The organism is Lactobacillus sp. UMNPBX19, assembly GCF_002553805.1.
Taxonomy (GTDB): Bacteria; Bacillota; Bacilli; order Lactobacillales; family Lactobacillaceae; genus Lactobacillus.
Map to the genome: position 1 here is coordinate 14,862 of NZ_PCYR01000019.1, position 13,803 is coordinate 28,664.

Sequence of the window (13,803 nt, forward strand, 5' to 3'; positions counted from 1 at the left end):
ACTTTTTTATTACTTAACTTAGTTTTTCATACAAAGGAATTAAGGCTTCAATTCCCTCTTGAATGAATTTCTCCATATTTTTAACTTCGTCATGATTACGAAACGCAAATTTTCCCAATAAAAAACTACTTTGATTAGCTTCTTTATTAAATTGTTCTTTCTTAATCGGATCATTCAAATACTCGCTTAAGCTTAAATGATCCGCAAATTCCATTTCATTTTTATCCCAAAGATACCAATTAGACAAATCTAAATCGGCACTCCAAACTGGAATATCAGCTAGCAGCTTATTATACTGGCTCGTCGTTCCTTCACGCTGATCACTCTTGTAATGTTGGAACATTAAGTAGACCTGCAATTGCTTTTTATCAAGCATAACCCCAATGCACGGATTACAGTCAGCTAATGAATTCAAACGATAGCTAGCCCAAAAATGGTCTCTTAAATTCCAACCATTCGTCCAGCTTTCAACATGAACTTTGGCGAATTTACCAGCTGGCAATTGCTTGGCAACATTTAATTGAACGCTCTTCCATATCTGCCAAACTTCTTTAAACTCTGACTTAATTTCGGCTACTTCGTCTGGAGTTTTATTAGCTTTTAGTTTTTTAAATGAGAATTCTTCTTGATCGAAAATCCGGTACATTTTATCAGTTAAAACTGTCATTTTCTTATCCTACTTATAAACTAATAAATCTACTTCAACATGAAATGCCTCGTTTCCTGGCATTTTTCCCGATTTATGTTTTAAGAATTTAAATCCCTTATGTCCATATAAATTTTTAGCAGGATTACCTGTTAATACTTCTAAATAAGCTGGTCGCTTCATTTTAGTTAACGAAAATTCAATTAACTTACTTCCAATCCCTTGTTTTTGAAAACTAGGATCTACATATAGCCAGGCAAGCTCATCATCACTGAATGCGACAAAACCAACAACTTTTTCTTCCGTCTCTGCCACATAAATATTATATGAAAACAAATCCTCTTCAATTGCCGCAATCTTCAAAGGCTTAAAAGCAGCCTCTAAGTTAGCAGCTGCTAATTCTTGTTTTCTTGCTTGATCGTGAATTATACATAAATCATTGAAGTCACTTTTTTGATATTCTCTAATTTTTATTTTATTCATAATTAAAAAGCACCTCCACCGCTGCCGCCACCAAAGCCGCCAGACGATCCTCCTGAAAAACCACCTGATGCGCCAGATGCAGATGAAGTTAAGTTAGCTCCTGAATCAAAGCTAGAATTAAAGTTACTTGCAAAACCATCTCTTCCATCGCTATAAAAAGCGCCCCAGAAAATAAGGTTAGTATCGTCAATTTCATCCGCAAACTCTAGTTTTAGCTGTTTTAATACTTTCTTTGAAACGCCTAAGGCAACTGCATACGGCATAATTTCTTCCCACAAAGCTAGTTCTCCAACTTCACGCATCTTAAAATTACCGATTTCATCAAGCATTTTTTTAAAGCCACGTACTTTATTTGTTTCTTCTGCTCCTTTAGCAGTATATGGTGACAATTTTTGATTGCTATAGATCGCAAGCGTTACCGCTAGTCCTAATAAAATTATAGCTATTACAAATAAGCTTGCTGTCCCTTCACTTGAGAAGAAAGCTCCAATTATTCCAATACCACTAAGTACAAGCAAGATAATCATCAAGATTAAATTATTGCTCTTTTTTGACTCAATTTTTTTGTCAAAAAAGCCAGCTTGATCTGCTTCTTGAACCTTCTCTTTTTGCCACTTAGCAAAAATCTTCCCTAATTTAGAAGAACAGTGTTTTTTAAGTTTATATGTTGTAAAACTCTGACCATCACCAACATTATCAAATAGATATTTCAATAAAGAACTCGACTCTAATATATTTTGATCAAGCAAAGAAATTTCATAATACGTTTTTCTTCTTACTTTAATAGGATCAATCTTTATTTTCTTTTGAACAGCTAATTCCATTAAGTAAGCGGTTAAGGCTTTAGAGCTTGGTTTATCATCCGTATCTAAAATCTCAGCGGTCACTGGTGAAACTGCAGGAATATCATAAATTCTTGGTAATTGTTTTTCTTTTTTGGGTTTGACGCCTGATTTTTTTAAAGTCAGACTTCTAATTATGACTACTATAGATAATAATCCTGATAGTATCAAAGCAGCTAAACCAAGATTTTTACTTCTTTGACGGCGTTCATTAGCCTCACGTGCTAGTCTTGCTTCTTGCTCTAGGACGTAATTTCGATGATTTTGTGTCCTAGTATTTTTATTTTGATTAGTCACTGCGAGGGGAAAAATACTATGAACTTCGATTCCTTCATCTCCGCTAATATCACTAGCCGTCATAATAATATTGCCCTTTTCAGGATTAACTGAAATTTGCCCAGACAATTCTCCATGCGCCCAAGCTTTTAGATCTTTAATCGGTCCCGGGAAAATCACTTCTGCACGCACATTATCAAGATCTGTATCCCAGCCATCGCCAATAATTTTAAAATTAAGCTCAGCTGTATCTTTCCAGTTAATGATTGCATTGGTGATTTCATAAGTATAAATCACAGTAAACTTATCGCCATCACTCACATTGTGCCAAACTTTAAAACGATAGCCATGGTCGCTATGACTCAATTCATATGTATTATTTTCATGACTATTATTTGCTAAAACCGGTTGAGAGTTTTTCCCAGAAACAATTCTAACTTGCGGATTTTTTAATTCTTGATTATCTGCCAGATTTTGTTGATAAAAAACACCATGTGCATCATCATCAAAGTCATAAGTAATCCGTCTTTCCATTGCAAGCGACCCATTAGGATTAACGCGAGCAGTAACATCGACATTCGTAATATCGTAATCTACGTCAGCTAAAACTGGTTTAGTAAAGAAAATAATCGAAATTACTAACATTAGTGTCCCGATTATTAAGTGAAAATATTTTTTCATAAGTCCCTCGCAAGTAAAAGTGAGTTTTTGCTTAATTATAACTTAATATACGAAAAAAGCGCTAGATTTTATTCCAGCGCTTAATTAATAAGATATTTATTTTTATGCAGCTATGCTCTGTTTCTTATGAACTCTTAAATAATGGCAAATTGCATAAATAGAAAAGCAGGTAAAGAAAATTGCAGATATTAATAATCCAGTTCTGGCACTTGAGCTAATTGCGTTAATAATCATCGGTGAAATTGCACAACCAACATTGACTAAAACTAAGACAATAGTTGTTGCTAAGTTAATCGAATTAGCAGGAGCCGACCAATCAAGCCAATTGTACATATATGGAACGCCAAGTCCAAAGCCAATTCCTAAAACCAAACATCCTAAGCTTAATATAATAAAGTTACTTGCTAAAGCAATTAAGAAGAAGCCGATTGCTACTAAGCTAAAGCCCAATGGAAAGATCTTATCATGTAACTTTTTAAAGAAGAAACCAAATGAAGCACCGATTGGAATTCCTACTAGGTTTAAAACTCCAGTTAAAGCTGAAACTTCGCTAACTGTTCCTAATTTTTCTTGAACAACTAAAGCAGGAATCTTAAAACTCATTGGCATGTAAAACAAGAAAATAAAGAACATTAAAATTGAAATTAAAACAACCTTACCGTTAATTGTTTGCTTTTCTTTTGCTTTCTTTGCCGTATTATTCTTTGTCTGTTTTGATGAAGGAAGTGGAACAAAGAGAATAAATAAAATCAAAACAGGAATTACTAAGAAGTAAATTGCAAAGACTGCATGCCATGAGATAGTTAAAAGCCAACTAATTAAAAATGAAACAAGAGCAGCTCCCAAACTTCCCATTACATTTTGATAACCAACCATGGTGGCTAATTCTTCCTCATTACTGCTATAGAATTGCGGAATTAAACTAACAGCAAGCGAGTTAAATAAGCCAATACCTGCACCAATCAAAAATCTTGAAATCAAAATTGGCGTATAAGCAGTTGCATACATTGGAAATGTACCTGCTAATAAGGTTATGACTAAGCCAGTAAGAATGGTTGGCTTTTCTCCCATTAACTTAATCAAAAACGGACTAATTAATAAGCCAATTACAATTCCGATATTTGGAATTGTTGATAGCATCTCAACTCCCGCCCTATCAACGCCTGGAAAAGCGTGATACATTAACGGTAAAGCCGGAGCAATGGCAGGTGCCATCATTAGAAAAATCGAAATCGACAGCAGTGATATTTTAAAGATCAAATGATCTTGCGGATTCTTTTCTTTCATCTTATTTACCCCATTTACTTATACTTAATCTCTAACAATATGCTTTCTAAAGAACTCTGCTTCTTCATCATTAGCTTCTTTAGCTAATTCATCTTTTTGATTAATTAAGAAAACATGTGGCTCAGGATGTTTTTCATCACCCCAGGACTTTTGAATTACTTCTACGCCCTTTGCTCTTAAGAAGCCATCTAATCTAACAGCACAGTCATGAATAAAGTCTTCGTTAGCTGTTGAAATAAAAGTTGGTAGAAAATCTTTAGTGATATATTTTTCAACATCAATCAAATTTTGATTCTTAGAATCTTTCATTACTTCAGGATCAAAGTAAGCTAGTGTAGCTTCCATCATCATACCTGGATCCTTCATGAAAGTAGCTGGAGAGTTCAAAGCAACTGCTCTAAATTTCAAGTCTGTTAAGGTATAGCCAGATTTTTCACGATATTCTGGATTAGTTAAAATAGCAGTGTATTGTTCTGCCATTTGACCTCCAGCTGAATCTCCCACTAAGAAAACATTATTTTTATCAAGATTATATTCATCAGCATGGTCTGCTACCCAATGAATATATTCATTTACTTGGTCAAGCTCTTTAGGGAACTTTACTTCTGGACCTAATTTATAGTTTGGATTTACAAAAGCAAATCCTCTCTTGGCCATCCCTAAACCATAAAATTGATATGTTTCTTTCGTTCCATACACCCAACCACCACCATGAATATTAATAATGACAGGAATTTTTCCTTTAACATTGTTTGGTAAATATAAGTCCAATAAGTTCCACTTTGGATCTTCACCATATTGAATGTCGTTTATGCGCGTAACTTCTGGAATATCATGTGGCAAGCCGCTATCTCTTTTATCATCATTTTTCTTCCAGTCCGTACGCATTTTTTCAACTGCATCTAAAATATCTTGATCTTTCATCATATTTCCCTCTCTCATTGAATTCGCTTACATAATAACTAAAAATTAATACAAAAAATAGGTCAATCTTAACCATTAATTGGCTTTAATTGACCTATTTTACTAAATCTTTCTTCATTTTTGATGCACTTTTGCCATATAGCTTGTCAAACGCGCGGTTCATTGTCCTAATACTAGAGAATCCATTATCAATGGCAATCTGAGTTAGGTTCTTTTTTTGGCTTTTCAGCTCCTGATAAGCATGTTCAGCCCTAACATTATTAATGTATGTTTCGACTGTGAGTTCCATCTCTTTCTTAAAAAAACGTGCCAGATATTCTTTAGAAATATTACATTTATTTGCAATAAGAGCTAGATTAAGCTCCTCTTGATAATGATTATTTACATATTGTGTAATATATTGCAGTCGATTGATGATATAAGCTTTGCGATCACTAATCTGCTTTTGACCCTTTTTATCTTCAGTAAAATTAGTCAAAAGCAAGCATAAAATCTCATCAATTAAACGCTGCTGTTCTAAATGCTTAGTTGGAACTTCCAAAAAATAAAGTTTAATAAATTGACCAAGTAACCCCTGCAAATGAAAATAAGCTAGCTTCTGATGACTACTAAAATTAGTCGGATCATTAATCTTAATAATTTGGTGAGCAATATCTGGATACAAATTTGCAAGATAATCATATGGAAAAATAATCGATAAAGCTAAAGCATTATTACTTTCAAAGGCACGAATACTATGTATTTCTTGCGTATTAACTACTAAAATCGTTCCAGATTTTGAAGAATAATGTTTTTTATTAATTAAAAAATCATCTATTCTACCATGTTCAACATAGCTCAGCTCAATTCCGCGATGCCAATGTGGGGCAATATATTTTTCAGAATTATTATCATGAAAGACAAAATACCAAACAGGCAATGGATCAGTTGGAACTACTATCTCATGCTGCTTTATTTTTTTACCATATGTCATTATAGTTTTTCGCCATTTACATGGATAAAGAGATTATATAAGGCACCGTAAAGATTAGCTCCATTCTTGAATTTGGCTTCAACTATCTTTGGACGAGTGAAAGTATTTCTAATTATTTTATTAGCTGCTAATACTTCATCATATGCCTGATTAATTCCTTGAACCACAATTGGCTGAGCAGAAATACCACCACCAATTGCAATTGCATCTAAGTCAACGACTGCTTGAATATCAATAATAATAGCAGCAATTCTCTTACAATACTCATCAAAAATACTTTTTGCCTTTTCGTCTTCATTATTAATTGCTTCAAAGGCAGCTAACCCATCAGTTTCATCATCATTCTCAATTGCTTCATTAACGTTCTTGATCATTTGAACAGCTGAAGCATAACCACCAGCAAATCCGTCAAATCCAGGCTCTTTCATATTAAGCTGTAAAAAACTTAGTTCGCCTGCCTGAAAGTGAGCTCCATTTAAAAGTTGGCCATTAACAATTATGCCTCCGCCAACTCCAGTCCCCAAAGTAATGGCTGCACAGTTTTTCATATCTTTCAAGCTACCAAGCCAGTTCTCAGCTAACACACTAGCCTTACCATCATTAATTATTGCAACTGGAAGACTATATTTTTGATATCTTTCTGCAAAGTCAATCCCATCAAGAAAGGGAAGTGCTCCGCCAAAATGAATCTTAGTATGAGCAATTTTTCCTGGTGCACAAAAGGCTAAGCCTTTAACGCCCTTTTTCACATATTTTTCTACAATTTGATCAATATTTTTTAAAAACTGTTCTTTATCATGTGATGTCTTGATCTTACCTTGCTCAACAATGTTTCCAGCATTGTCTAGTTCTGCATATTTTACATTTGTTCCACCAATATCAATGCTCAAATAATTCTTTTTCATTATTATCCCCTCTTCTAATGTTTAGCGCTTACAAAAGATATTTTATGGTGTATTTATTTATGAAACAAGTCAATTATTGATATTTTTTGGCTTAAATATTGATATAGAAAAATCCATTAATGTTTTTGCTCATTAATGGATTTTTCTTCATTTTATCTCCAATATTTAACTAAATGATTCAATCTTATTTTTTACTTTGTTCTTGAGCATAAAGCATATTGTCATATTTACGGGCAAATGGTAAATATAAAAAGAAACTAACAATCAAAATTATTGCTTGCCAAATAGCTACTTTCCAACCTCCAATTAAGAACCCAGATATTACTGGAGGAGTCGTCCATGGTACTTGCACACCATTCAAATACGGCAATATCCCAGCTTTAATTAACAAATATGTCGAACCAGCGGATAAGGGTGGCATAATAAAGAATGGAACTGCTAACAAAGGATTCAAAACAAGTGGCACACCGAATAACACAGGCTCATTAATATTAAAGATTCCTGGTACTAATGCTAACTTACCTATTCCTCGCATTTGTTGGGACTTAGCAAAGAAAGTCATAAATACTACCAGCCCGATTGTCATACCGGCACCAGTTACAGTCGAGAACTGATCAAATAATCCTTGAATAACAATGTGGCCACCATGAGCAGCATCAACATACCCATATTTTTTGAAGATAGCGGCATTTTGCAAAGCATTTGCACTTAAGATTGGTCCAATAATACCACCAACCAAAGTTGAACCATGAACACCAAAGAACCAGAAAAATGGTACTAAAAGCGTCATTATTAAAATTCCACCAAATGAATCAGAAAGTCCTTGTAATGGTGTTTGAATAGTATGGTAAATCCATTCTGTGAGTGTAGTTCCAGCTACTTTATCAAAGAATGCATACACAGCTAGCCAAAGAGCTGTCAAAACAGCTGCAGGAATTAAAGCTACAAATGATCCTGCCACTGCTGGTGGAACCTGATCCGGTAATTTAATAGTAATCTTATTTTTAACAAACCAAGAGTAGATCCAACCAGTAATCATACCAATAATAATTGCTGCGATCATTCCTTGACCACCTAACCAGGTACGATCTATAAAACCACTTAATAAACTAGGTGCTTTAGCTGAAGAAATAATTGTCTTACTACCATCGATTACTGCTGTAGTAGGATTCATAATAATCAAAAAACCAACAAATGCTGTCATTCCTGCTGGTAATGGGTCTACTTTATCATTCTTAGCCCACGTATAGGCAATCCCAACTACAGCAAAGACTGCAACAATTCCAAATGAAGCATTATAGGCTTGATTCCAAAAACGTGTTAATCCCGTTTGATCCATCCATTGAGCAACACTTGGTACTGGGAAGGAAGCTAAAAGTAAAAATAGCGATCCGACCATAATAAATGGTAGTGATAGTAACATCCCATCTCTTAGAGCACGTATTGCCTTAGTATTTACGAATTTCATAACTGGTGGCAATATATGCTTATTAACAAAGTCTTTCATAATTTCCCCCTCTTTTCATCTCTTACATACTTAATTTTATGGAAGCGCTATTAATAATACAATATGCCTAGATCATTCTGAAACGAGTTTGAAAAGGAAGTATAATATTCCTTAACTGGAACATAGTGTTCTTTTTGCACTAATAAAATATATATTTATTTGGAGGTTTATATGGCCTTTTTTGGATTTAAAGACTTATCTTCTCTTTCTAGCGTAGATATGACTCTATACCGTTACGTAACTGAAAATAGTGATAAAGTCGTATACATGCGAGTACGTGATATTGCTCAGAAAACTCATGTCTCTAATTCTTCAGTAATGCGCTTTATTCATAAAATGGGATTCGATAGTTTTCCAGAATTTAAGACATTTATAAAAAATAAAAATGAAGGCAGTTCAGCTATGCATACCTTCAATTTTATTAATAAGAATAATTTCCCAGACGATATAATTAATAAGGTAAAAATTGTTGCTGACAAATTATTCGAATGTGACAATATCATCTTTTTAGGTATGGGATCATCAGCCTATACTGCTGGATATACTTCACGCCAATTAGCTTCCCTTGGTTATAATACTAGTCTAGTAACAGATCCTTTTTATCCCTTACATGCACGTTTAAGAAATACAAGCAATAATGCCTTAATTTGCTTTTCCGTATCAGGAAAAACTACTGAATTAATCGAACTTTTAAATAGTTTCGTTAATGATGAAGATACAACCATCATTTCTATTACTGGAGATCCAACAAGTACTATTGCACGTATGAGTAGATATTCGCTAACATATCACGAAAAGGAATATAGACTTCATCGATACTACGATCTATCTTCACAAATTCCAGCAATGTACATCGTTGAAGCGATTATCACAACTTTACGCAATCAATTAGACAACTAGAAACACTATGTTCCAAAGTTGGTATCTAAATCTAATATTAGAATGCTTTACCTAAACTAGTAATATGCCTTTCTTCAAAGTAAGCATTTTCATATAATTTTTCTTAGTCAAGCAGTACAAGGAGAAAAAATATGAAAAGAACACTTAGTAAAAACTTTCTTTGGGGTGGTGCAGTAGCTGCTCATCAATTAGAGGGTGCATATAACGAAGATGGTAAAGGTCTATCTATCGCCGACTTCATGACATTAGGCAGTCATGACCATCCACGAAAGTTAACAGATACAATTGAAAATGATCAGTATTATCCTAATCATCTTGGTAATGATTTTTATCATCATTATAAAGAAGACATTAAATTAATGGCTGAAATGGGATTTAAAGCTTTTAGAACTTCAATTGCATGGACACGAATATTTCCTAATGGAGATGAAGATAAGCCAAATGAAGCTGGTTTAAAATTTTATGATCGTGTATTTGATGAGCTACTCAAATATCACATTCAGCCAGTTATTACTCTGTCTCATTTTGAAATGCCAATTAATTTGGTTAAGAAATATGACGGTTGGTCTAATCGAAAACTAATAGACTTTTTTATCCGTTTCGCTCATGTTTGCTTTGAAAGATATCATAGTAAAGTTAAGTACTGGATGACATTTAACGAGATCAACAATCAAACAAACTACAAAAGTGACATCTCAGTCTATGAAAACTCAGGGATTAAGTTTAAACCTGGAGATGATAAAGAGAAATTAATGTATCAAGCTGCTCACTATGAATTAGTTGCTAGTGCCGAGGCTGTTCAAATTGGTCATGCAATTGATCCTTCCTTAAAAATTGGTTGTATGTTAGCTTTCTGCCCTATTTATCCTGCATCTTCTGATCCGAAAGACATTCTTTTTGCCAATCGAGCTATGGATACACGCTTATATTTTGGTGATGTTCATGTAAATGGAACATATCCTAATTGGTTAAAGGCTTACTTTGATAATAAGCATTTTAATTTAGATATTACTGATAATGACTTAGAGATTCTAGCCAAGGGGACAGTTGATTATGTCGGCTTTTCCTACTACATGTCATTTGCTGTTAAGTATTCAAATCATCTGAATTACCAAGAGTATTCTGACTTAGTAGCTAATCCGTTCATTAAAACAAACGACTGGGGTTGGCCAATAGATCCAGTAGGATTACGATACGCTCTCAACTGGATGACAACCAGATGGCACAAGCCACTTTTTATTGTTGAAAACGGTCTTGGCGCATATGACAAATTAACGCCAGACCATAAAATTCATGATGACTATCGCATAGATTATTTGCGCTCTCATATTGAGCAAATGAAATTAGCAGTAACTAAAGATGGTGTAGACCTAATTGGCTATCTGCCATGGGGCTGTATTGATCTAGTAAGTGCAAGTACTGGGGAAATGCAAAAGAGATATGGTTTCATTTATGTCGATGAAGACGATCACGGTCAAGGTTCACTTAAAAGATATAAAAAAGATTCATTCTATTGGTACAAGAAGGTTATTGAATCCAATGGAGAAAATTTAAATTAATAGTATAAATAAGCCATAGCTTTCAAAAAACTATGGCTTATTTTTTATCCTAAATTTTATTATCGTCTACTTCTCTTTTTTATCTGCTGGTTAATCTTTCTAATATCCCTTTCTTGCGTTAAACGGATTATAATCCAAATTACGATATATGAAAGAATAAAAATCATCAAAGTCTGCCAGTTAATGATCCAATGATTAAGTATCATCATTATTGAAAACAAAATAAACGTTCCAACTAAATGCAACCCTAAAGCAAGTAAATAAGATAAATCTGTCTGAAATAAAAAACTTAATTCTCCAATTAGACCACTGCAAATAAAAACAATCAGGACACTCTTTAAGGGAACATCAACATCCCCGACACTATCTGAGAGCATCCCAAGAATAAGTAAATACGTAATAGCGCCAAATCCTATACCAGTTACAAAATAATCTAAAATTTTTCGCCAAATTTTCATCTTATAATCCCAACTTCTTTTCTAATTCAGGTAAGTATCTCCTTGAAACATCCGTTTTTTGCTTAAATGCTAATCTTGCAACCATATTTCCAGTGAAACCTGCTTCAAGCGATTCAAGATAATTTAAATTAATAATTCCATGCTTGGAAACTTGTACAAAATCATTATTTAATTTTTCTAAAACTTGATATAAACGACCATTAGTCTTAATAACCGCATTTGTTGTATAAAATGTTAATTCAGTCTTTTCAACTTCAATCTTAACGATTTCATCAATTTTTACAGTCAAGATTCTGTCTTCTGTTTTAACAGGCAAAATAGAATCTACCTTTTTATCAAAATTCTTAATATAGTCTATTAATCTCTTGACTTGCCGCGTCTCTTCGACAGATACTACTTTAACTTCAATTTGATCTTCTTTTAAATTAGAATTTGGCTCAAATTCTATAATCACGTATTACTTCTTCTTTCTACTCAAAATGAGTGCTAAGACACACACAATAATCCCTAAAACAACGGACATTCCTATCATCATTAAGGCATTATCCCAATTATTCAACTGATGAGAAGCAAGCTTGAAATGAATTCCTAAGTATTCAATCAACTCTTGACGCATTCTAGTCGGAACATCTTGCTGACTCATTTTATTTAAAAGCAAACTTCTAAAGCTTGCTGCTTCATAACTGCTTGGAAATAATTTTACTATATTTTGAGCAGTTTTTGATAAAGTTCCATAAGGCATATAAGTCGCCACCATAAAGCCGGCTGCTGCACCAATTACTGCTGATAAACGGCTGAAAGTAGTTGCTGAATTAATAAATAAAACAATTATTAAATTCAACAAGGTTGCGCTGACTGCGCCTAATAAAATAAAGCCGACCCCTGGCAGATATACACTTGTTGCAATCTTTACCTGATCTACCAGTGAAAAATAAGTCGCCATAACAATAAACGTAACGATCTGCATCAAAAAACTCACTATCGCAGCTGAGACTACATAAGCCATACTCTCACTAATTGGAGTTAGGGCAGTTAGTTTCATATCATCTATTGCCCGACTCTCTTTATCATTTACCATTTGCCCAAGAGCTTGAAACGAAGTAGTAATTCCTGCTATTGAAACAATTCCGCCTAGCATCCACAAATCTAATAGCTGCTTTGCATGATTTACATGTTGCCAGGAACTAACAAGATTTTGCTGCAAGAATCCAATATAAATTACAAATGAGATCAGGGCTCCAAAGCATGACATTACCACTCCAGGCTTGTTAGCAAAATAAATTTTGATATTTCTTTTAATTAAAGCAACCATTATTGTAATTCCTTTCCCGTAATTTTAATGAAGGCATCATCGATTGATCCTTTTTGGTATTCAAATGAAATAATTTTTGATTCATTATCATGCAAAAAATCAATTACCTCTTGACTATTTAAGCCATGTATCTCAACTTGATCTCCTTGAGTAGGGAAAATTTTATAGTCCGTCTTAATTTTTTGATCTCTTTTTAAAGTTAGCTTCAATTTATTTGGTGCATATTTTTCTTTAATCTCACTTGCTGATCCATTAGCAAGAACATTTCCATTTTCTAAGATATACATTTGATCCGCATTTTCAGCTTCTTCTAAATAATGAATAGTCAGGAAAATCGTCAATCCTTGTTCTTTCTGCAGTTTTTGTAGCAAATTCCAAATTACAATTCTTGTCTGCAAATCTAAACCTGTTGTTGGTTCATCTAAAAATAATATATCTGGATGATCAATCAATGCGCGTGCAATATCAACTCTTCGTCTTTGGCCACCAGACAAGGTACCATATTTTTGATTCAAAAAGTTTCTAAGGCCAATTAACTCAATTAAAGTCTCGAGCCACTCTCTAGAAACGTTGTGATACATTTGTGCTCTCAAATATAAGTTATCTTTAACAGTCAAAACGTTATCTAAAACACTATTTTGAAATACAATTCCAATTTTTAAATTCGGAGCATAAGTAATTGTGCCACTCGTTGGCGTAAGTAGTCCGGTCAAAATATTAATAGTAGTTGACTTACCTGCACCATTAGTACCTAAATAAGCTACTAACTGTCCTCGATCAACTTGTAAATTCACCTTGTTTAAGGCTAACTTTTTGCCATATTTTTTAGTTAAATCAAAAGTTTCAATTAACATAAAAAGACTCCCTTTCTTAATTCACTATTAGAATACAGAGAGAAAGTCTTTTTGTAATAAATATTTAAATGAGTGGTTTAAATTCTCAAATAAGATGCAGAAATAGAAACTTAAAATCTTCATCTCATGATAAAGAAAAAAGGCTGTATAATTTTTCCTGTTGATGAATATCTATGATATTCTATCGACAGGATTT

Annotated in this window: 14 protein-coding genes; 2 read left to right on the forward strand and 12 right to left on the reverse strand. The window is 33.6% G+C overall.

From position 1 onward, the window contains the following. Nucleotides 1–13: 13 nt before the first annotated feature. The 8 genes from CP370_RS06530 to CP370_RS06565 form a co-directional block, all read right to left on the reverse strand. The gene (locus tag CP370_RS06530; protein WP_087713119.1) at nucleotides 14–667 is read right to left on the reverse strand and encodes a glucose-6-phosphate 1-dehydrogenase family protein; all 654 of its coding nucleotides are present in this window, start codon (nucleotides 665–667) and stop codon (nucleotides 14–16) included. A 9-nt stretch (nucleotides 668–676) separates the two neighbouring features. Further along, complete coding sequence (locus tag CP370_RS06535; protein WP_180706987.1) at nucleotides 677–1,129, reverse strand: GNAT family N-acetyltransferase; 453 nt, start codon at nucleotides 1,127–1,129, stop codon at nucleotides 677–679. 2 nt (nucleotides 1,130–1,131) lie between these two features. Further along, nucleotides 1,132–2,928 carry a DUF2207 domain-containing protein gene (locus tag CP370_RS06540; protein WP_087713120.1) on the reverse strand — a complete coding sequence of 599 codons (1,797 nt, stop codon included), beginning with the start codon at nucleotides 2,926–2,928 and terminating at the stop codon, nucleotides 1,132–1,134. 102 nt (nucleotides 2,929–3,030) lie between these two features. Further along, nucleotides 3,031–4,215 carry an MFS transporter gene (locus CP370_RS06545; RefSeq protein WP_087713121.1) on the reverse strand — a complete coding sequence of 395 codons (1,185 nt, stop codon included), beginning with the start codon at nucleotides 4,213–4,215 and terminating at the stop codon, nucleotides 3,031–3,033. 24 nt (nucleotides 4,216–4,239) lie between these two features. After that, nucleotides 4,240–5,139 carry an alpha/beta hydrolase gene (locus CP370_RS06550; protein WP_180707251.1) on the reverse strand — a complete coding sequence of 300 codons (900 nt, stop codon included), beginning with the start codon at nucleotides 5,137–5,139 and terminating at the stop codon, nucleotides 4,240–4,242. 94 nt (nucleotides 5,140–5,233) lie between these two features. Further along, nucleotides 5,234–6,112: an AraC family transcriptional regulator gene (locus tag CP370_RS06555; protein ID WP_087713123.1), complete on the reverse strand. Its 879-nt coding sequence runs from the start codon at nucleotides 6,110–6,112 to the stop codon at nucleotides 5,234–5,236. After that, nucleotides 6,112–7,017 carry an ROK family protein gene (locus tag CP370_RS06560; RefSeq protein ID WP_087713124.1) on the reverse strand — a complete coding sequence of 302 codons (906 nt, stop codon included), beginning with the start codon at nucleotides 7,015–7,017 and terminating at the stop codon, nucleotides 6,112–6,114. The genes CP370_RS06555 and CP370_RS06560 overlap by 1 nt, the downstream gene beginning before the upstream one ends. 184 nt (nucleotides 7,018–7,201) lie before the next feature. Then, nucleotides 7,202–8,524 carry a PTS sugar transporter subunit IIC gene (locus tag CP370_RS06565; protein WP_087713125.1) on the reverse strand — a complete coding sequence of 441 codons (1,323 nt, stop codon included), beginning with the start codon at nucleotides 8,522–8,524 and terminating at the stop codon, nucleotides 7,202–7,204. A 171-nt stretch (nucleotides 8,525–8,695) separates the two neighbouring features. Between CP370_RS06565 and CP370_RS06570 the strand changes: the two genes are divergently transcribed. Both CP370_RS06570 and CP370_RS06575 read left to right on the forward strand, forming a co-directional pair. Continuing rightward, nucleotides 8,696–9,424 carry a MurR/RpiR family transcriptional regulator gene (locus tag CP370_RS06570; RefSeq protein ID WP_087713126.1) on the forward strand — a complete coding sequence of 243 codons (729 nt, stop codon included), beginning with the start codon at nucleotides 8,696–8,698 and terminating at the stop codon, nucleotides 9,422–9,424. Nucleotides 9,425–9,555: 131 nt separating this feature from the next. Next, on the forward strand, nucleotides 9,556–10,983 hold the full coding sequence (locus CP370_RS06575) for a 6-phospho-beta-glucosidase (protein WP_087713127.1): 1,428 nt from the start codon (nucleotides 9,556–9,558) through the stop codon (nucleotides 10,981–10,983). A gap of 59 nt (nucleotides 10,984–11,042) precedes the next feature. On the opposite strand, the gene CP370_RS06580 is transcribed toward CP370_RS06575, so the two are convergent. Genes CP370_RS06580 through CP370_RS06595 form a run of 4 tightly spaced genes read right to left on the reverse strand, consistent with a single transcriptional unit; the run spans nucleotide 11,043 to nucleotide 13,607 of the window. Further along, complete coding sequence (locus CP370_RS06580; protein WP_087713128.1) at nucleotides 11,043–11,441, reverse strand: DUF3021 domain-containing protein; 399 nt, start codon at nucleotides 11,439–11,441, stop codon at nucleotides 11,043–11,045. A 1-nt stretch (nucleotide 11,442) separates the two neighbouring features. Then, entirely contained in the window at nucleotides 11,443–11,895 is a 453-nt protein-coding gene (locus CP370_RS06585; RefSeq protein WP_087713129.1) for a LytTR family DNA-binding domain-containing protein, read from the reverse strand. Nucleotides 11,896–11,898: 3 nt separating this feature from the next. After that, on the reverse strand, nucleotides 11,899–12,753 hold the full coding sequence (locus CP370_RS06590; RefSeq protein WP_087713130.1) for an ABC transporter permease: 855 nt from the start codon (nucleotides 12,751–12,753) through the stop codon (nucleotides 11,899–11,901). Then, complete coding sequence (locus CP370_RS06595; RefSeq protein WP_087713131.1) at nucleotides 12,753–13,607, reverse strand: ABC transporter ATP-binding protein; 855 nt, start codon at nucleotides 13,605–13,607, stop codon at nucleotides 12,753–12,755. Before CP370_RS06595 ends, CP370_RS06590 begins: the two co-directional genes overlap by 1 nt. Nucleotides 13,608–13,803 lie beyond the last annotated feature (196 nt).